The organism is Blautia sp. MB18-30 (genome assembly GCF_023669475.1).
Classification (GTDB): Bacteria; Bacillota; Clostridia; order Lachnospirales; family Lachnospiraceae; genus Blautia_A; species Blautia_A fusiformis.
Map to the genome: position 1 here is coordinate 116,780 of NZ_JAMOYY010000001.1, position 19,904 is coordinate 136,683.

The window sequence follows — 19,904 nt, forward strand, 5'->3', positions numbered from 1 at the left end:
GTTCTGTGGTCAAAATTTTTTCTTCATGGCAATGAGCTATATGCGGAAGCACTTCTGAAGAGCTCTGTATTCTCCTAATACCAGTAATTTATCATTTTCTGCAAAATATGTTTCCGGTGAAATTGCAATACTGAATTCCTCTTCATTTTTTACTGCCAGAATATTAATATTGTAGCGTTTTCTGATGTCAAGTCCACCCACTGTTTTTCCAACCCATTCTTCCGGCACTTCCACTTCAAAAATTGCATGGGAAGCATCCACCTCCATATAATCCAGTATATGATCATCTGTATAACGGAAGGAGGCCCATTTTGCCACCTGCTTTTCCGGATAAACTACCTTATCGGCACCATTGCGTAAAAGAAATTTTTCCTGAACATCACGTTCAGCTCTGGATATCACCAATTTTGCACCCAGTTCTTTTAGAAGGGATGTTGTTTCAAGAGAATTTTGAAAGCTCTCTCCAATGGTCACAAAACAAATGTCATAGTTTCCAATTCCAAGGGACTGTAAAAATTCAGCATTGGTGCTGTCACCAATCTGAGCATTCGTCACAAATGACAGTACTTTGTCCACTCTTTCTTCCTTCCAGTCAACTGCCATAACTTCATGTCCCAGCTGATTGAGCTGCATGGCAATATGTCTTCCAAACCTTCCAAGTCCAATAAGCAATACATTTTTCATAATATTATTTTTCTCCTTCTTATCCAACTGTGATTTTTTCCAGAGGGAGCTTTGCATTTCCCTTATTTCTTCCGGAAAATACCGCATAGATCAGGGTCAGACCACCTACACGTCCCAGATACATCAGTATGATCAACACGACTTGTGAAAAAACATGAAGTTCCGGTGTGATTCCCAGCGTCAGCCCTACCGTACCAACAGCTGAAGCAGCTTCGTACAGACAATTTAAAAGCGGAAGGCCTTCGTACACACTGATCGCTATTCCGCCGCCAAAGAACAAGGCAAAATATAACATGGCTATTGTCGCTGCATTTTTTATCACATGATATTCAAGTCTTCGCCCAAAAGCTCCTGCATTTTCCTGACTTCGAAATGTCGCAATTGCATTTAAAATAAGTACTGAAAAAGTTGTTGTTTTCATTCCACCTGCTGTAGATCCCGGTGAACCACCAATTAGCATTAACAATATCATAACTGCTTTTGATGCCTCACTCATCTCTGAAATGTTTATAGTATTAAATCCGGCAGTTCTTGTCGTTACCGATTGAAACGTTGCTGCTAACAGGCGTTTTCCCATGGGTAATTTTGTCAGATCACAGATATAGAAAAAGACTGCCGGAAATAAGATCAAACATGCGGTAGTCATGAGAATGATCTTGCTTTGCATGCGGTAGCGTTTAAAGTTCAGTTTATTTGTATAAATATCATCCCATGTGAGAAAACCGATTCCTCCTGTAATGATCAACAGCATAATTACCAGATTTATAAGTATATTTCCGGAATACCCGGTCAGCGATGGAAACATACTGGAATCTGTCCCCAGAATATCAAAGCCGGCATTACAAAAAGCAGAGATTGAATGAAAAACTGACATCCAGATTCCCTTTTTTCCATAATCTCCCATAAAAACCGGCAGCAGCAACACCGTCCCTGCAGCTTCGATCAAAAATGTTCCCCTCAAAATAAACCTTGTTAGTCTGACGATTCCTCCGACTTTTGGAGCTGAAATTGCATCCTGCATGGTGCTTCTTTGCATGAGGGATATTTTCTTTCCGGAAAGAATGGAAACAGACGCAGCCACAGTCACTACTCCAAGCCCACCTGTTTGTATGAGTGCAAGAATGATCGTCTGGCCTGCCAGGGACCAGTAGCTTCCAGTGTCCTTTACCACAAGACCTGTAACACATACCGCCGAAGTGGCTGTAAAAAGTGCCTCATGAAATGGTGTGATCACTTTCTCCGCAGAAGAAAATGGAAGCATCAGCAGAACGGTTCCCAAAAGGATCACTCCTGCAAACCCCATGATAATCAGCTGAAAAGATGTCATATGTTTTTTCTTATATGATTTTTCCGGCATAAATGATCAGAACTCCTTATCAATACTTTTAACAGTGCTATCCTCGTAATGCATTTTATTATATATAACTACTTTCAAAGATAGTATAAAAGTCTCTGCTTCCGTATTAAGATTTTATAAAGATATGATATTGAATTGAGAATTATTTTAACCGAATCAAGGAAATTACCTGCTTTGATGATCCTAAGCATTACCTTAATACTACAGTTTTTTAATTGTAAACTCATTTTATATTTACAGTTGACATTCAATATTTCTATGTGATAAAGTGATACCCGTACAAAAAAACTCAAAAGGAAGGTATTGACATGAACACTGCATCATGCGAAAAAGAAGCTCCATCGCTTTCCAGAGATGAAGCCATTGCAATTTTAGATACTCCGGACGAAGAACTTGAGGCACTGATCGACCGTGCCAGCAGTTTACGTTACAAATATAAGGGAAACCGGGTAAGCATCCACATCCTTACCAATGCCCGCAGCGGTAACTGTTCCCAGGATTGTGCCTACTGTGCCCAGTCATGTCGTTCCACTGCCGATATTGATAAATACAAATGGGTAGATGAAGACAAATTATATCAGGACAATGATTTCGTAAATGATTATCATTTATCCAGACATTGTATCGGACTGAGTGGTATGAAATTTACAGATAAAGAGATCGAGGAGCTGGCCCGCAGGATCCGCAAAATGAAAGAACACGGAACTCATCTCTGCTGCTCCATAGGCTTTCTCACAGAGCACCAGGCAAAAATGCTCAAAGAGGCTGGTCTTGACCGGATCAACCATAACCTGAACAGCAGCCGTTCCTTTTATCAGAATATCTGCAGTACACATACCTTTGACCAGCGTGTCCGGAATATCCATATGCTTCAGGGACTTGGTTTCGAGATCTGCAGCGGCGGTATCATTGGCATGGGTGAAAGTAAGGAAGACGTTGTTGACATGCTTCTGGAATTACGTGAGATCCAGCCGGAAGCACTGCCGATCAACTTTCTTCTTCCGATCAAGGGAACTCCTCTCGGAAATGCAGATATTTCCCAGCTGACAACAGAATACTGTATGAAGGTCCTCTGCCTGGCAAGACTTCTTGTGCCTAAAGCAGATATCCGATGTGCTGCCGGAAGAGAAGTTTATTTTAAAGGCGAAGAAAAAAAACTGCTCAGTGTTGTAGACTCTATTTTTGCTTCCGGTTATCTTACAGAAGGTGGTCAGGGAATCGAAGACACTCTGAAAACCATTACGGATGCAGGATTCACCTATGAGATTGAATCTGCGTAAGCATCCTTATGGACATATGACCTGTCATACACACTTACAGCATTTCATTACTTACCCAAACCAGTAAATATATTACCTTTTTCAAAGGAGGCTCTTTTAATATGAATCAGACAAATACTGTCTCTGCACCACGTACAAAAACCTACGAGATCACCATGACCGCTCTTATGGCAGCTGTCACCTGTATTCTTGCGCCGCTGTCCATTCCGATCGGTCCGGTTCCGATCTCATTTACCAATCTTGCCATTTATCTGTCCCTGTATCTTCTCGGATGGAAAAAAGGAACCATCAGCTATCTGATCTATCTTCTGCTTGGACTTGTAGGTCTTCCGGTATTTTCCGGATTTACCGGCGGCCCTGCAAAGCTGGCCGGTCCTACAGGCGGATACATCATCGGCTTTATCGTTATGGCTGTTATTGCCGGACTGGTAATTGACAACTGCCATAAGCCTCTGATCCAGCTCGTTGGTATGATCGCAGGAACAATTGTATGCTATCTTTTCGGAACTGTATGGTTCTGCATCGTTGCAGATTCCACTTTCAAAGCAGCTCTTGGAATCTGTGTAATTCCGTTTATCCCGGCAGATCTCATAAAAATGATCATCGCCATGATCATCGGACCAATGATAAAGAAACGGATCCGATAAGCTGAAGCTCTGATACGCCAAAAGAGGCAGCAGGAAATTTCCAACATTTCCTGCTGCCTCTTTATCGCGTTTCATTTTTCTTATCTGAGTTTTTTCTTCAGTTCCTGGATCAGTTCAAAATAATCTCTGTGTTTCATCTCCGGGAAAGCCTTAATGATTCTTCCCTGGCCGAATACCGTATGGTTTGTGATGGAGCTTGACAGCTCATCAAACTGTGCCTGAAGCTCCGCTTTCTTCATCCGAAGCATTTCGGCAGATTTTTCTCTCTGAGCCACAGTCGCATCTCTGAGCTCTGCCTTAGCAAGAGCAACCTGAACCTTTCCCTCTCCCACCTTCTGTGCTGTATCAATGGTAGTTGTTGCCAGAGTATCACTGAGCTTATCACTCACGATCCGCAGATCCGCACGTACCTTATCCAGTCGGGTAAGCTTTTTATTCAGTCCGCGGATCACCGCCACTGTTACAATAAGATCAGCCAGATACACCGCATACAGAATTGCCATAACAACCCATTCCAGTGTGGAAGGTGTATGAGAAGCCTGACGCTCCACATACTTCTGAAAAACCTTTACGACCATCACAATGGCAAGTCCCCATATCAGGGAAAACTCAAGACAGATATAGCCATGAAAATTCAGCGGCTTATTAGAATAATCCCACCATCTTGCATGGAAGCATACATCCAGAAGCCATCCGGCAACCAGCTCTACCGCAGTTGCAAGAACGATTCCAAACAGAAAGATCATTCCCTCACTCATCTGATGTCCGCCGCTCTGAAGCGTATTAAGCAATGCAAACACGGAAAGTACACCAAATCCGTACACCGGGCATACCGGACCGTTGAGAAATCCCCGGTTTATAACCTTTCCTAAGGTTACTGCATGGAAGATAACTTCAACGACCCATCCTCCAAAAGAATAAAACAAAAAATACAGACATATCTGAAAATACGTCATCCCGCAAATCATCCTGTACTCCTCCTTTACAGCTGTCAAGATTCCGGCAGCTATTTCAGGGGTCAGTACCATCACCTCTGCCGGGGTGATTCTGATTATATCATATCACCCCTCTCATTTACATCCCTTTATCCGGTCATTCTTCCGAAACAATTTCTTTTTTCACACGGGTAAAATACAGAAAGAATCCGATGTTCAGAATGATTCCCACTGTGGTAGATACCGGTGCTGCAAGACCGATCTTTGTCAGGCTGGCATCCGGCTGGATACTCATAAAGTACGCCATTGGAAGTCGTACCAGAAGCGTCTGGATCAGGCCCTGGACCATAACCCAGATGGTCTGGTTGTTTCCGTTGAAATAGCCTATCATACTGAACAGAACAGCTGTTACCAGTGTCTCCGGAGCAAACCCCTTCAGATAATCAAAGCCCTTTTGGATAACGCCGGCATCCGTTGAGAAGAATCCTGCCAGCACATCACCCTTCAGCAGGATCAGGATAAATACCAGGCATCCCACAGACAGGCCAACTCCAATTCCCGTAAGCATGGATTTTCTCGCACGTTTCGGCTTTCCGGCTCCTACGTTCTGTGAAACAAAGGAAGCCATGGACTGCATCAGGGAGCTTGGAACCAGCATGGCAAAGTTTACGATCTTACATGCAACTCCGTAACCGGAGGATGCTTCCAGACCCAGGCGGTTGACAAATGCGCACAAGGCCAGGAATGAAATCTGTGTCAGGAATTCCTGAAGTGCCAGCGGCAGTCCGATCTTAAGAAAGCGTCTGCACTGAGGATTCAGCCGGAAATCTTTTTTTGTAATGGTAAACGGCAGCTCCTTCTTTATCAGCAGAACTACTGCAAATACAACACTTAAGGCCTGAGCAGAAACCGTAGCAATAGCAGCCCCTGCTGCATCCATATGTAAGCCGGCTACCAGTACCAGGTCTCCGATCACATTTACAATACATGCCACCAGCACAAACAGCAACGGAGATTTGCTGTCACCAAGGCCACGGAAAATAGCAGACAGCAGGTTATACGCAACAATAAAGAAAATTCCGCTGCCACAGATCCGTACATAAGATGCAGTCAGCGCTACCGCTTCTTCCGGTGCCTGCATCAGCATGGAAATCGGATGTGCAAAGCCTACCATAACAATAAACAGCACGATAGAGATCATGGTAAAGACGATTGCAGCCCCACCGATAACGGAGCCGATCTGCTCCGGTCTTTTTTCTCCAAGATAACGTGCGATCAGAACTGTGATACCCATAGCAAACTGGATCACTACAAAGGTAACCAGATTCAGTACCTGACTTCCGGTGGAAACCGCTGACAGTCCGGATGTGGAACCGAATCTTCCAACTACAAGAAGATCGACCGCACCATAGGCAGCCTGCAGGATCAGCGCACCGAGTACCGGCATCATAAATGCAACCAGCTTCTTCAGGATATTTCCCTGGGTAAAATCTGCCTTATCATTTGTCATAATGTTCCCTCCTGTCACACATAATCTGATAAAATTTCCCGATGGTTCGGATCATATTGTCTGCTTCTTCTTCGGAAATCTCTGAAAGATAGGGCGCCAGACTGCTGAAATAATCCTGATCATACTTCCTGGAAAGCCTCTCTCCTTTTTCTGTTATGGAAATGTAAGTAACGCGCCCGTCATCCGGAGACGTAAGCTTCTGAAGATATCCCTTTGCCTCCATTTCTTTCACTGTTCTGGTGACACCGGGACGGGGCAGGTTCATGGCATCACTGAGATCGGAAATCCTGATATCTTTTTTTTCCTTCTGCAGAGAGTGGATTGCATCCAGATACTGAATGTAGGATGGCATTACTCCCTGTGGCAGTGGCGGAAGCATATCCCGGATCCGCTTTGCCTGATAAAACGCATCAAACATCCGCTTGATCTTTTCATTTGTCATAAAAAAACTCCTCATATAATTATCTTAGTTAATTACCATTGATAATTATACGAGGAATTTATGGTTTGTCAAGCATGTTTTATTTTTCTGTTACAGAGTAACTTTCTATTAATCTATGCTTCTAATGCCTCTTTCAGAGAAGCTTCAAAGATCTCAAGTCCTTTCTCCATCTGCTCATCGGTCATGGTAAGCGGTGCAAGGTTCAGATATCTGGCCTGTGCCATCACACGCTCTCGGCTTAAATGTTCTGAATCCAGAATAGAGGAAGACAGCTGCTCTCCGGCGTTTCTGTCCTTTTCCTCCAGCACGAGTTTCCGGCTGTCGTTAGTGACACTGGGATTTGTCAGAACTACGAATTCTCCTCCATGGATATAGTTATTCAATCCTGTATTCACTTTTGATGCACTGCAGGCAGTCTGCAAAATAGCCCCATCGGACAAACTACTCCAGACCGTTTTCCCCTGCTTTCAGCTTCAGAACTTCTGTAAGCTCCGGGATCTGCATCATATTTCTACAATTCATAAAACACTACTCCTCCCACTGATACTGCTTCATATCTACACATCCATTTGCCTTAAACTCCACACCCTCGTCTTCCAGAAGCATCTTCTGCTCTCTCCAGCCTGGTGCAGTACGCCCTGCATGGTTCACAACTCTGTGGCAGGGATACTTCCCGTAAAATTCTGCCATACCTAAGACTTTTCCTACAAGACGTGAATTTTTATCCCGCCCGATCAGCCGTGCGATCTGTCCGTAGGAGGCCACTTTTCCCTCAGGTATCTCTTCCACCACGGACAGTATCTCATAGATTAAATCTTCATCCAGTATTTTTCCCATAATTATTCCTCCGAAATCCTGCTGGCAATTTTCATAGCATGCTTTCATAAATAAAATATCTGTCTTTTCGTGGACGCCTGCACCAGACCGTCCTCTCAGCCTGAGTTTTACAGTGCAGTTCCTTTCTTTGGAATAAACAAACGGCTCATATCTGTATGTTCCAGCTTAAGAAGTGAAATTTTTTTGTCAATTCCTCCGGCATAGCCCGTCAAGCTTCCATTTGTTCCTACAACTCGATGGCAGGGAATGATAATGGAAATTTCATTATGTCCAACCGCACCGCCTACTGCCTGGGCGGACATATGGGAAGTGTTTTTCATCACTGCAATTCTGCGCGCAATTTCTCCATATGTGATCGTCTGTCCGTAGGGAATCTCCAGTAAAATCTTCCACACTTCCTGTCTGAATACTGAACTGGTGGGATGAAGTGGCGGAGTAAATTTCGGTTCTTCACCGGAGAAATATACATCCAGCCATTTTTTTGCTTCTGTGAGAATTTTCGTTTCCTGTGGAACATAATCTTCCGGAAGTGTATTTGCAAAATATTTCTGTCCTTCAAACCACAGACCGGTAAGTCCGATTTCATCTGCGGCAAGTAAAATATCTCCGATTAGCGATTTATATTTGCATGTGTATACCATATTTTCCCCCACATTCATTTATCTCTACAATTTTTTCTATAGGATTCCTCTTAATTAACGCAAATGTCACATGCGCGTCCCCTCTGAGATTTCCTCGACATTGTGAGTTTTATCCCAACAAGCAACAGGAGATTACTGACATTCTTGACATTCTTGACAATTTATAATATTATACCATTTTTGTTCTGAACATGCTATAATGCTGTTGCTGCCGAACCTCCAGTTGAAAGGATGTAAAGTCCTATGACAAGTTCTATAATTACTTTCTTTGTTTCTGTTATGGCAACTGTGGCTAGGCTGGACAGAAACGACAGGCAGTAACAGCCTAAAGGATTAAAACACCTTACATAAACGGAACAAAAACCCCCGGAAGTCTCGACCACTTCCGGGGGTTTTCGTATCAAATTCGTATCACGGGATCGTCAAACCCAGTGTTTTTCCTGCTTTTAAAAGTTTTTCAATACTCTCTCCACAACAATATAAAAAGCGGCAGAGCCTCTATTTCTGCAGGCTCTACCGCTTTCTATCTGAATTCCCCTCAAAAAATCTTTATATTAGAACAGTCCTGTGATCTTACCGCTCTCGTCTACGTCGATCTTGGTTGCTGCCGGTACTTTCGGAAGACCTGGCATGGTCATGATCTCACCTGTCAGTGCAACAATAAATCCTGCACCTGCGGAAATCTTAAGATTTCTTACTGTTACCTCGAAATCTGTCGGAGCACCAAGCTTTGTCTGGTCGTCTGTTAAGCTGTACTGGGTCTTAGCCACACAGATCGGGCAGTTGCCAAATCCAAGTGCCTCCAGCTGTTTCGCCTGCTTCTGGGCATTTGCTGTAAGAACCACTTTCTTTCCACCATAAACCTTCTGTACGATCTGGTTCAGTTTGTCCTCGATGGAGCCTTCCAGTTCATAAGCATATGTGAAATCATTCGGCTCTTCAACAAGACGGATCACTTCCTCAGCAAGCTTGATTCCGCCTTCGCCACCTTTTGCCCATACCTCGGAAAGTGCTACGTTTACGCCAAGCTCCTTGCATTTTGCTTCCACAAAATCAAGCTCTGCCTTGGTATCGGTCGGGAATGCGTTAATAGCTACCACACATGGAAGCTTGTATACATTTTTGATATTGCTTACATGCTTCAGAAGGTTCGGGATACCCTTTTCAAGAGCCTCAAGGTTCTCATTGTTAAGATCTGCTTTTGCAACGCCACCATTATATTTCAGAGCACGTACGGTTGCTACGATAACAACGGCACTTGGTGTAAGACCTGCCATACGGCACTTGATATCCAGGAATTTCTCAGCTCCAAGATCAGCACCGAATCCAGCCTCTGTGATGGCATAATCAGCAAGCTTCATAGCCATCTTTGTAGCGGTTACGGAGTTACATCCGTGAGCGATATTTGCGAATGGTCCGCCATGAACGATCGCCGGAACATGCTCCAGTGTCTGAACAAGGTTTGGTTTCAGGGCATCCTTCAGAAGTGCTGTCATAGCACCCTCTGCGTGGAGGTCTCCTGCTGTTACCGGTTTCTGCTCAGCAACCTTACCGTAAGTATATCCGATGATGATTCTGGAAAGTCTCTCTTTCAGATCTTTGATATCACTTGCCAGACAGAGAACTGCCATAATCTCAGATGCTACAGTGATGTCATATCCGTCTTCACGCGGCATACCGTTTGTTCTTCCGCCAAGTCCGTCTACTACATTACGAAGCTGACGGTCGTTCATGTCCACGCATCGTCTCCAGGTGATCTTTCTCGGGTCGATGTTCAGTTCATTACCCTGGAAAATATGGTTGTCGATCATTGCTGCAAGAAGGTTGTTTGCCGCACCGATTGCATGGAAATCACCGGTAAAATGAAGGTTGATATCCTCCATCGGAACTACCTGTGCATAGCCGCCGCCTGCCGCACCACCTTTGACACCAAATACCGGTCCCAGGGATGGCTCACGAAGAGCTACCATAACATTTTTTCCAAGTCTCTGCATTCCATCTGCAAGACCTACGGTTGTCGTAGTTTTTCCCTCACCTGCCGGTGTCGGGTTGATGGCTGTTACCAGGATCAGCTTTCCGTCTTTTTTGTCTGTTTCTTTCAGAAGATTATAGTCGATCTTTGCTTTGTATTTACCATACTGCTCCAGATATTTGTCATCAATACCTGCTTTCTCTGCAATCTTGGTAATTGGCTCCATTGTGCACTCCTGTGCAATCTCGATGTCACTTTTAAATCCCATAATGTTCTCCTTTCTCCGCTGCAACCGTCTGCATCTTTTATCCCATAAAAAAGAGCAGTATCTGAAGTTTTTCAAATACTGCCCAGACGGTCGACTCATCGAATCTCCGGCTCCCTCGTGGTTATCCCACAACTCCGTCAGTCACCGAAGACTTTATTAATTTGATGATTGAATACTAACATATTTATTAGTACTTGTCAAGAAATTATCAAATTATTTTTTCACTTTTAAAGTGAGCTAAGTCTAATTTTCTGAATCATTTCCGTTCTATGTATTAGTTTTCTCTCCAACATTCGTACATATCTTTTTTCATCAAATCCTCTGTTATTTAATCGTATCTTGTACCGGTCATCCGTTAATGCGACTGTCCAGACGCCATAAACATATTACCACACTTATGAAATCAAATCTGCAAATCCTGTAGATACCAGGAATAATATCAGCATTACAACCGGCACTACATAACGGATCATAAAGCGATATAATCCTGCCCGTTTGAAGTGTTCCCCATTTCGTTCCACTTCTCCTATGATCCAGTCAGGGCCGATCACCCAGCCGATCAGAATACTTGTCAAAAGTGAGATAAACGGCATCAGAAAACTGTTGCTGATATAATCCATCACATCCAGCAGCTGTCCAACGGAACCATTTGGCAGTTTAAGTTCAAAATACAGTTTGTTATAACCAAGGCAGATCAGCACTGCTGTAACAAGAGAATAGATTCCGACAGCACCACACATTTTCTTACGGGGTTTGTGATAGAGTTCCATGCAGTTTGCAACCAGTGTCTCCATGACAGACACGCAGGAAGTCAGTGCCGCAAATCCCATCATCAGGAAAAATGCAATTGCCACCGGACGGCCAAATACTCCCATGGCATCAAAAACCTTTGGCAGTGAGATAAATATCAGACTTGGGCCGGAAGCCATTCCATCCTTTCCGAGAAATACAAAAACAGCCGGTATGATCATCATTCCTGCAAGAAATGCAACGCCGGTATCAAAGATCTCAATCTGATTTGTTGCTTTATTTAAATTAACTTCATTTTTCACATAAGAACCATAAGTGATCATGATTCCCATAGATACACTTAAGGAAAAGAATAACTGGCTCATCGCATCCAGAAGGATCTCCAGGAAACGTTTTACCGTCAGTCCATGAAAATCCGGTTTGAGATAAACAGCCAGCCCCTGCATACCGGTGCGGACAGTTCCATCCGTATCAGTATGGGACAGTGTCAGTGAAAAAATCGCAATGATCACAATCAGAAGAATCAGCCCCGGCATAATGATCCTGGAAAACTTTTCGATTCCCTTTTCCACACCACGAAATACGATCCAGGCAGTCAGTGCCAGAAAGATCAGCATAAATACAACAGGTGCAATATCTGATGTAATAAATGATGTAAAGTATACATCTGAAGCCGCATCTTTCCCATCAGAAATAATATAAGTAAAAAAATATTTTACAATCCATCCACCGATAACAGAATAATAGGTCATGATCAATGCCGGAACCATAAACGTTAAATGTCCTAAAAATTTCCACTTTGGATCAAGAGATTCAAAAGCCCTCAATGCATTTTTCTTTGTCTTTCTCCCAAGTGCTACATCCGTTGTCAACAGTACAAATCCAAAAGTCAGTACCAGTACCAGATAAACCAGCAGGAAAAGTCCTCCGCCATCTTTGGCACAGAGATATGGAAATCTCCAGATATTTCCAACTCCTACTGCACTTCCGGCTGCCGCCAGGACAAAGCCTATTGAGCCGGAAAAGCTACTTCCTTTTTCTTTCATTTCAATTTCCCCTCTTCAAGTATATATTTGATATAGGCTGAAACCTTCAGCCTAACAGCCATATCTTACCTTAAATAAAGATAAGTGCAAATGGCAGAAGTTTCTTTTTACGAAATTTTATTCTAAAAAAGTTTCTTACTACTTTACAAAATACCGGTTTTTCCGATATAATCGTATACAATATAAATTAATAAGAAAAATAGATAGTATGAGGAAACAAAATGAGTAATTTTACCTGTTATGTAGGTGAACAAATAAGAAAATACCGAAAAGCCGGAAAGATGACTCTGCAGGATCTGGCAGATGCCATCCATAAAAGTCGAGCTACCGTATGCAAATATGAAAATGGAGATATCTCCGTTGATATCGAAACTTTATATGAGATCAGCCAGATTCTCCAGGTATCTATGTCCCAGCTTACCACTGGTCTTCCTGAAACAGCCAGTAAACCGTCCAATGCACCGGGAAAAGGACAAAAAAGCCCATTTTTTCAGGCACAGAGGCTATATTTTTACTTTTACGATGGACGCTATCAGCGTACGAAGGATGGCGTCATCGATATTTATGAAAAAAAAGGCGAATCCGGAAAATACGAAGCAACCTTAACGATCTGTTCTGTTTCTGCCAACGGAAGAAGCAGTGAGATTTTTTACACCGGAAAAGTTCTTTACAGTGATATGCTGATCCGTTTTTCCTTTGTAAATCAGTATAACCCACTGGAAGAAGATCTCCTGTACATTTTTAATCCTCTGGAGCTTCGAGATTTTACAACAGGACTTTTGTGTGGGATTTCCAGTGCGGATCTGATGCCCTGCGCATTCAAATGTGTGATCACTTTAAAACCACAGGAGCTTACCGAAGCGTTCCGCCACCAGCTGCTTTTTACAAAAAAAGATCTGAAGCGCTGGGAACAGCTGAATATGTTACTGATAGATAATATGGAAAAGTAGTTTTCTGCAAAAAACGGTACACCTTATATTTTATAAGCTGTACCGTTTTCGTATTTTTCTGTATCAGGGTTTGCCTGCAAACCCACACCGGATTGCCTGTGTCGGACATATCTTTTTACATCTTCCACATCGGATGCATTCTGTACTGTTTGGATTTTCCGTCGGATCGACCTCCATCTGGCAGATATTCCTGCATTTTCCGCAGTGAACACATTTTTCTTTATCTACTCTGTAACGAAAAACGGAAACTTTATTAAATACCGAATAAAAAGCTCCCAACGGGCAGATATACTTACAGAATGGCCGGTATATCATAATTGATAAGATAATGGTGATCACCAGGATTGTATTTTTCCACATGTACAGCCAGCCTACTGCACTTCTCATGGATTTGTTCAGCAGCACCAGAGGGATACCTCCCTCCAGCGTTCCTGCCGGGCAGATCAGCTTGCAGAAATATGGCGCTCCCTGTCCCATGATATCTACTACAAACATTGGAAGTATGATCACAAATACAAGAAAGATCACATATTTCAGTTTTCGCAGAAGCTTATCTCCCCGAAATGTCCGGATCTTCTTTGGAAAAGGAATTTTGTTCAACAGATCCTGGATCAGTCCAAAGGGGCAGAGAAATCCGCACACCAGTCTTCCAAGCAGCGCTCCGACAAAGATCAGAAATCCAGCCACATAATATGCCATCTTGAAGTTCCAGCTTCCGATCACAGCCTGAAGGGAACCAATGGGACAGGCCCCTCTTGCCCCGGGGCAGGAATAACAGTTCAGCCCCGGAACACAGACATTTTTCAGTTTTCCGGTATAGATCTTTCCAGTCACAAAGCCTGATATGTGACTGTTTGTAAGGGCCGCCCACAATGCCTGGACTCCATGCCGCGGCCATTCATTTATTTTCATCTTCTTATTATCCAATGCCAATACACTCCATACAGATGTTGATCGCTTTTGTAAAAACTACAGATACCTCACCTCTGCAGATTCCCAGTATCATCAGTAAAATCCCCAAAAACGCCAGAGCTGGTCCGATCCACCTGGATTCTGTTATTTTCCGAATCATTTTTTCACTCTCCGTAATGATCATCTTTTACTTTGAAACGTTTTTAAGCTCTTTTTCCACGATTTCCTTCCATTCGTCCAGTGTATGGCTTCCTGTATAGGTATCGCCTACAATGTTTCCATCTTTGTCAACAAAAAATGTTTCAGGAAATGCGGAAATCCCCTGCAGACGGCCGTTCATCATAGTAGTATCCGGTATCAGGAACGGATACTCTGCTTTTGTTTTTTCCTGAAGAATGCCAGCTTTTTTTACAGCCTCCTCGTCCTGATTTCCCTTTTCATCTGTAGTATCAAGCACCACGCCTGCTACTCCGACGCCTTTATCTTTCATTTCTTTATAAAGCTCCTGAAGTTCCGGAATTTCTTTTACACATGGTGAGCACCAGGTTGTAAAAATATTTACCAGCGTCAGGTCATAGTCACTGAATACTTTTTCTGTATATGTTTTTCCATCTATTCCTGTTGTTTCAAATTTTCCTACAGATTTTACATCCTCCGGGTTGACGCTGGTATCCTGTGGCTGTTCAAACACGGAAATATTCTGATACGGTGTCATTTCCGTAATGTCGGTTTTGATCTTTTCCAGCTCCTTTGTCAGCTTTTCATCTGCATCTTTGTTAGTGCTCAGATAATATTTGTATTTCCCGTCACTGCTGCTTCCAAGCTCTTTATGCTCTGTACAGCCTGTGATCTCATCCAGCTTTTTCTGTGAAGCTTCGTCATAAACGCCAATTGTACCAATTCTGTCCAGACCTGCCACCCAGTCGTCATATCCGGTTCCCATCTTCTGTATTTCGGCATTTTTCTGTTCCTCTGTCATTTTGCTCCAGCTTACATAGGCATATGTCACTGCATTGGTCTGATTCTCAAAATCTTCCGTAGTAAGCATTGCAATGCTCTGATCCTTGATCTGATTTAACAGCTCCTTCGAAAGTGAAAGCTTCAGTCCCAGAAACGGATATTCATAAGAATCCTGTGCCTTGCAGGTTACGTCGGAAGGCTTAAATGTACCTGCTACCAGATCTGATGAAACTGCCTCTCCATCCACCGCCATTGCCTCTCCGATATCTGCTGTTTCCGTGCTTTCTGCCGCCGTTACCGGTACGCTTCCAAATGCAGATATTCCTAATACCGCTGCTGCCATAAGTGCTGTTATTTTCTGTGTTCTTAATTTCATTGTTTATATTCTCCCTTCTGATATCACCGGCCCATATCCGGAACCGACGTATATTTTATATGTAAATCTTGCTCTCTGTAGCCTTACTATATCATCTCCTGTATAAAATCTCTGTTAAGAAGTGAAAAAATTTACAGGAATTTTATGCTATACATGATATGATAGATAACAAAGCAAAATCAACTGTTTTTTAGGAGAATTTATTATGCATATATTGATAATCGAAGATGAAAAGCAGCTCTGCCAGTCTATTGCGGAGGGACTTCGCATGGATGGCTATGAAGCGGACACATGTTTTGACGGGGATGAAGGACTGGAATTATGTCTGGTGGAAAATTATGATCTCATCCTTCTTGATCTGAACCTTCCAGGCGTTGATGGGCTAGAAATCCTGCGCCAGTTTCGGGAATCCGATACTTCCACTCCCGTTTTGATCCTCTCTGCCAGAGGACAGATCCAGGACAAGGTTGAAGGGCTTGATCTCGGTGCCAATGACTATCTCACAAAGCCTTTTCATTTTGAAGAGCTGGAGGCACGGATCCGAAGTCTGACACGAAGGAAATTTATCCAGCAGGATGTATGTCTGCAATGCGGACGTATCAGCTTTGATACCCGTACAAGAAAGGCCAGTATCGATGGACTTCCTCTTTCTCTGACCCGAAAGGAAAGTTCTCTTCTGGAATATTTCCTTCTTCATCAGAACCGTATCATAAGCCCGGAAGAAATGATCGAGCATATCTGGGACGGAAGCGTCAACAGTCTCAGCAATTCCATTCGTGTCCACATTTCTTCTCTTCGAAAAAAGCTGCGCACTGCTCTCGGCTTTGATCCAATACAGAATAAGATCGGCCAGGGTTACATTTTAACGGAGGATATAAAATGAAAAAAATAACCGGAAAGCTATCTCTTCAATGGCGTCTGACACTGATCACCGCACTGCTTATGACAGTCACCTGCATTCTGATGTATTTTTTTATCAGCCAGTCTGCAGTTGCCGGAATGGAGGATCTGGGAGATTACATGATACGGATCGATAACACAGATTCTGCTCCCATCACCTTTAATATGAATCCCTCCGTCTTATTTCCGGAGCTTTCCGATCAGCTGCAGCTAACCAAAAAACTTTTTCTCACCAAAGGACTTATGGTAACAGGGATCATCATCCTTCTCAGCAGTATCTGCACTTATTTTATCAGCCGTCAGGCATTACTTCCGCTTCGCAGACTCAGCCAGGAGGTGAACAAAATAGAGGTCCAGAACCTTTCAGAGGCTCTTGAAGTTCCTGCTACCAATGACGAGATTTCCCGCCTGACAGTTTCATTTAACAAAATGCTCGCACGCCTGGATGAAGCCTTTACTGCCCAGAAGCAGTTTTCTGCCAATGCAGCACATGAGCTGAGGACTCCTCTTGCCGTTATCCAGACAAACCTGGAGGTCTTTGCCCGCAGGGAAGCACCTGCTTTACAAGATTATCAGGAGATTTTTGCCATGCTACAGGAACAGACCGGGCGACTTTCCCATCTGGCTGAAATCCTCCTGGATATGACCGGTGTACAGACTGTTGAACGTTCCGAAAGGATCTCTCTGGCAGCACTGACGGATGAGGTTTTCTGCGACCTGGCCTCCGTAGCGGAACAGAAAGAAGTTGAACTGATCCAGCAGGAAGGGGACTGCATCATTACCGGAAGCTATCTGCTGCTGTATCGCGCTGTGTACAATCTTGTGGAAAATGCGATCAAATACAATCACTCCGGTGGAAAAGTAACCGTAAATATCCATCCTTCCGAAGAAATAACAGATACATCCACGTCTGTCAATTACGTCTTTCTTGAAGTCTCTGATACCGGAATCGGCATTCCTCCTGAATATCAGGAAAAAATCTTCACCCCGTTCTTCCGTGTGGACAAATCAAGAAGCCGTGCTATGGGCGGTGCCGGCCTGGGGCTTGCACTTGTCAGTGAAATTGTCAGACAGCATAACGGACAGGTAAAAGTACTGGAAAGCAGCAAAAAAGGCAGCATGATTGCAATTATTCTGCCAGTCTGAACATGTTTGTATTACATTTACTTTATATACTCATGAACGCAATCGCTTTGCGATCTGCGTTCAAATCCGAGTATATTTTCTCAACAATACTGTCTGTATCCATTTCGCAGGTAATAGCCTGTTCCCTGAGAACTGAAGAAAAATCTTTTTCTCTCCACCATCTGCGCATATCTTTTTCACCAAATTCTCTGTTTCTTGTATTATGTCGTCTCACGGTTTCTTCGAACGACAGATCAAAATAATCTCCCATCCGCCTGTTCTGCATTTCATATTCCAGGATGATCTTTCCCACACTCTGGGCAATATCCACAAAAGAAGCTCCCTTCCACCGAATGTAAAACAGCGGGAGCTGAAGCGCATTGGCTTTGTCGATCATCTCCTTCGGGACGGGTTCTTTATCATCGGTGATCGAAATCCCAAAGCCGGAAATTCCAAGCCCATACAGTTCTTCCATGGCTTTCCCGGCTTCTTCCAGGTCAAACCGGACATAGTCTACCACACACAGGGCAAAATCCCCCTGGTTCATATGCTCCTCAAAAGGCCGGGTCTGCACCATATAGGTCCATGTGACAGGTCTTGTGAGACCTTTTTCCCCAGCGATCAGCTCCACTCCGTCCAGCTGCAGCTCCAGTATATCCTGACAGGTGATCATATGCATCAACTCCTTATTTTTGCAGTATTTCACACGCTCTCATCCATAAACAGGCAAATACGATATCTGATTTTCTCATCCTTCAGTTATCCTAGCAGAAATATCTGATTCCGGCAACTCAAAAAAAGCCTGGAAGAAATCAGCCACAGGCATTTTATTTCTTCCAGGTTTTTCTGTTTTCTGATTCTCAGTCAGCTGTCTTTGATCCGGCAGCTGATACAGCTCTGCATCCAGTTACATTCAGACTTATTCTGCCTGTGGTTTGCTTACCTGTGCTGTATCATTCTTTACTCCGGCAGATTTTTCGGCATGCTCTTTCACAAGATTCTGTCCAAGTAGAGTCAGGCATACAAATGCGATCACTGCAAAAACAGCTCCGATCCCAAATACCACGTTCATCTCATAACCTTTGCTACTCACCAGACCGGAGATCGCCGGTGCGCCAAAGGTTGCAAATACAATGCCGAACATGACAAATCCGTAATTCTCCCCGGTGTGCTTCATTCCGAAAATAGAGCTTGTCAGGGACGGGAAGCTTCCCATGATGCCGCCGTAGCAGCCGTACATCAGCACAACAGCAACCGTTACTGCTAGGGATCTTGATACAGCGAGAACTCCCATAGCGATCACTGCCACGATCAGCACTCCTTTGATGCAGACGATCCTTCCCACTTTATCTGCCAGTGTCGGAAGCACCAGTCTTGCTCCCGCATTGACAATGGATCCAAGCATAACGGCGCTGACTGCCACTGCAGACGGGATCCCAAGGTCGATCTGGTAGGTCTGGGATACCGGTGAAACCATAAAATAAGAAATCAGTCCAAAGAACATGGTCGCAAGAAGAAGATAAAAATTTCTTGTACGCATCATCTCTCCGGATGTATACTGCTTCATCTCCGATGTTCCGGACTTTGCCGCAGAGCCACCTGCGTTCACCAGACTCTTATCGGGTGCCTGAAAAAAGATGCCGCACAGAATCCAGGAAACTGCGATGGCTGCCCCAATGATCAGAAAGGTTTTCTGCACACCCTCTGCCTCCAGCAGCTTTCGACTCAGCGGCGCCAGGAAAAATCCGCAAAGTCCGTTGGCAGTTACCACAACACCGGAAGCAAATCCGGTACGGTCCGGGAACCATCTCTGTACCGTTGCCAGAATCACCGTGTAGATCATTCCCTGTCCAAATCCCTGCATCACTCCATAGGAGAGATACATAGGAAGCGGTGTGGAAACGATCAGAAATGCGGATGCCAGGATTCCTGCCGCAAAGGTCCCGCCTCCGATCCATACAATCGTCTTTTCCTTAAAGCGGTTCTGCATCCTTCCGCCTAAGATATTTCCGAATACAAAGGTGCTCAGTGCCAGATAAAAGCACATGGATGCCTGTCCCTGGCTCCAGCCTGCCTGCTCCATCACATAGGGCTGGTAAATAGACCATACATGGGGATATCCGGTAAAAAAGATTGCAAAAGCTCCGAATATCATAGTCAGCAGACGCTGTTTTTTCTGTATTCCTGTCATAATTTCCTCCTCTGAAAAAGATTTCAGGCCTGCTCTATATTCTCTGCTCACAGAATGCAGCCTGTTTCTGTCCACACGATCTGCACGTTTTCCTGCACATTAGCTCCGCTTATCTTTGATA

The 19,904-nt window shown here is 43.9% G+C and carries 20 protein-coding genes and 1 riboswitch; of the genes, 5 read left to right on the forward strand and 15 right to left on the reverse strand.

The features are described 5' to 3' along the window. Nucleotides 1-36 precede the first annotated feature (36 nt). Both NCY57_RS00545 and NCY57_RS00550 read right to left on the reverse strand, forming a co-directional pair. Nucleotides 37-684, reverse strand: a complete 648-nt coding sequence (locus tag NCY57_RS00545; protein ID WP_015527248.1) for a potassium channel family protein — start codon at nt 682-684, stop codon at nt 37-39. A 19-nt stretch (nt 685-703) separates the two neighbouring features. After that, entirely contained in the window at nt 704-2,041 is a 1,338-nt protein-coding gene (locus NCY57_RS00550; protein ID WP_195274279.1) for a TrkH family potassium uptake protein, read from the reverse strand. Nucleotides 2,042-2,349: 308 nt separating this feature from the next. On the opposite strand from NCY57_RS00550, the gene bioB reads away from it, so the two are divergent. Together bioB and NCY57_RS00560 are read left to right on the forward strand one after the other, a co-directional pair. Next, entirely contained in the window at nt 2,350-3,321 is a 972-nt protein-coding gene (gene bioB / locus NCY57_RS00555; RefSeq protein WP_195274277.1) for a biotin synthase BioB, read from the forward strand. Between the two features lie 101 nt (nt 3,322-3,422). Then, nucleotides 3,423-3,968, forward strand: coding sequence for a biotin transporter BioY (locus tag NCY57_RS00560; protein WP_015527251.1), 546 nt, complete (start codon nt 3,423-3,425; stop codon nt 3,966-3,968). Between the two features lie 80 nt (nt 3,969-4,048). Here NCY57_RS00560 and NCY57_RS00565 read toward each other — a convergent pair whose 3' ends face one another. The 8 genes from NCY57_RS00565 to NCY57_RS00600 form a co-directional block, all read right to left on the reverse strand. After that, the gene (locus NCY57_RS00565) at nt 4,049-4,936 is read right to left on the reverse strand and encodes a putative ABC transporter permease (RefSeq protein WP_021977018.1); all 888 of its coding nucleotides are present in this window, start codon (nt 4,934-4,936) and stop codon (nt 4,049-4,051) included. A 124-nt stretch (nt 4,937-5,060) separates the two neighbouring features. Then, nucleotides 5,061-6,413: an MATE family efflux transporter gene (locus tag NCY57_RS00570; protein ID WP_250789333.1), complete on the reverse strand. Its 1,353-nt coding sequence runs from the start codon at nt 6,411-6,413 to the stop codon at nt 5,061-5,063. Further along, a complete protein-coding gene (locus NCY57_RS00575; protein ID WP_250789335.1) occupies nt 6,403-6,855 on the reverse strand; it encodes a MarR family winged helix-turn-helix transcriptional regulator in 453 nt (150 codons plus the stop codon). Before NCY57_RS00575 ends, NCY57_RS00570 begins: the two co-directional genes overlap by 11 nt. 113 nt (nt 6,856-6,968) lie before the next feature. Further along, on the reverse strand, nt 6,969-7,238 hold the full coding sequence (locus NCY57_RS00580) for a hypothetical protein (RefSeq protein ID WP_250789337.1): 270 nt from the start codon (nt 7,236-7,238) through the stop codon (nt 6,969-6,971). A 145-nt stretch (nt 7,239-7,383) separates the two neighbouring features. After that, nucleotides 7,384-7,692, reverse strand: a complete 309-nt coding sequence (locus NCY57_RS00585; RefSeq protein WP_015527257.1) for an MGMT family protein — start codon at nt 7,690-7,692, stop codon at nt 7,384-7,386. 107 nt (nt 7,693-7,799) lie between these two features. Next, a complete protein-coding gene (locus tag NCY57_RS00590; RefSeq protein ID WP_250789339.1) occupies nt 7,800-8,333 on the reverse strand; it encodes a methylated-DNA--[protein]-cysteine S-methyltransferase in 534 nt (177 codons plus the stop codon). Nucleotides 8,334-8,887: 554 nt separating this feature from the next. Beyond that, entirely contained in the window at nt 8,888-10,573 is a 1,686-nt protein-coding gene (locus NCY57_RS00595; RefSeq protein WP_092068491.1) for a formate--tetrahydrofolate ligase, read from the reverse strand. Nucleotides 10,574-10,646: 73 nt separating this feature from the next. Then, nucleotides 10,647-10,728, reverse strand: a riboswitch (ZMP/ZTP riboswitch). A 240-nt stretch (nt 10,729-10,968) separates the two neighbouring features. Next, nucleotides 10,969-12,369, reverse strand: coding sequence for a sodium-dependent transporter (locus NCY57_RS00600; RefSeq protein WP_021652983.1), 1,401 nt, complete (start codon nt 12,367-12,369; stop codon nt 10,969-10,971). A gap of 221 nt (nt 12,370-12,590) precedes the next feature. Between NCY57_RS00600 and NCY57_RS00605 the strand changes: the two genes are divergently transcribed. After that, a complete protein-coding gene (locus tag NCY57_RS00605; protein WP_021652982.1) occupies nt 12,591-13,319 on the forward strand; it encodes a helix-turn-helix domain-containing protein in 729 nt (242 codons plus the stop codon). A gap of 63 nt (nt 13,320-13,382) precedes the next feature. Here the strand turns inward: NCY57_RS00605 and NCY57_RS00610 are convergent, their stop codons facing one another. Genes NCY57_RS00610 through NCY57_RS00620 form a run of 3 tightly spaced genes read right to left on the reverse strand, consistent with a single transcriptional unit; the run spans nt 13,383 to nt 15,567 of the window. Continuing rightward, entirely contained in the window at nt 13,383-14,231 is an 849-nt protein-coding gene (locus tag NCY57_RS00610; protein WP_173739310.1) for a 4Fe-4S binding protein, read from the reverse strand. Between the two features lie 7 nt (nt 14,232-14,238). Then, nucleotides 14,239-14,391: a CD1871A family CXXC motif-containing protein gene (locus NCY57_RS00615; RefSeq protein WP_118512802.1), complete on the reverse strand. Its 153-nt coding sequence runs from the start codon at nt 14,389-14,391 to the stop codon at nt 14,239-14,241. A gap of 27 nt (nt 14,392-14,418) precedes the next feature. Beyond that, on the reverse strand, nt 14,419-15,567 hold the full coding sequence (locus NCY57_RS00620; protein ID WP_173739311.1) for a TlpA family protein disulfide reductase: 1,149 nt from the start codon (nt 15,565-15,567) through the stop codon (nt 14,419-14,421). A gap of 205 nt (nt 15,568-15,772) precedes the next feature. Between NCY57_RS00620 and NCY57_RS00625 the strand changes: the two genes are divergently transcribed. Both NCY57_RS00625 and NCY57_RS00630 read left to right on the forward strand, forming a co-directional pair. Beyond that, nucleotides 15,773-16,450 (forward strand): response regulator transcription factor, encoded by a 678-nt coding sequence (locus tag NCY57_RS00625; protein ID WP_173739312.1) that lies wholly within the window; start codon nt 15,773-15,775, stop codon nt 16,448-16,450. Further along, nucleotides 16,447-17,613 carry a sensor histidine kinase gene (locus tag NCY57_RS00630; RefSeq protein WP_173739313.1) on the forward strand — a complete coding sequence of 389 codons (1,167 nt, stop codon included), beginning with the start codon at nt 16,447-16,449 and terminating at the stop codon, nt 17,611-17,613. The genes NCY57_RS00625 and NCY57_RS00630 overlap by 4 nt, the downstream gene beginning before the upstream one ends. 22 nt (nt 17,614-17,635) lie before the next feature. Here NCY57_RS00630 and NCY57_RS00635 read toward each other — a convergent pair whose 3' ends face one another. Together NCY57_RS00635 and NCY57_RS00640 are read right to left on the reverse strand one after the other, a co-directional pair. Next, nucleotides 17,636-18,265: a PucR family transcriptional regulator ligand-binding domain-containing protein gene (locus tag NCY57_RS00635; protein ID WP_173739314.1), complete on the reverse strand. Its 630-nt coding sequence runs from the start codon at nt 18,263-18,265 to the stop codon at nt 17,636-17,638. 246 nt (nt 18,266-18,511) lie between these two features. After that, nucleotides 18,512-19,783 (reverse strand): MFS transporter, encoded by a 1,272-nt coding sequence (locus NCY57_RS00640; protein WP_173739315.1) that lies wholly within the window; start codon nt 19,781-19,783, stop codon nt 18,512-18,514. Nucleotides 19,784-19,904 lie beyond the last annotated feature (121 nt).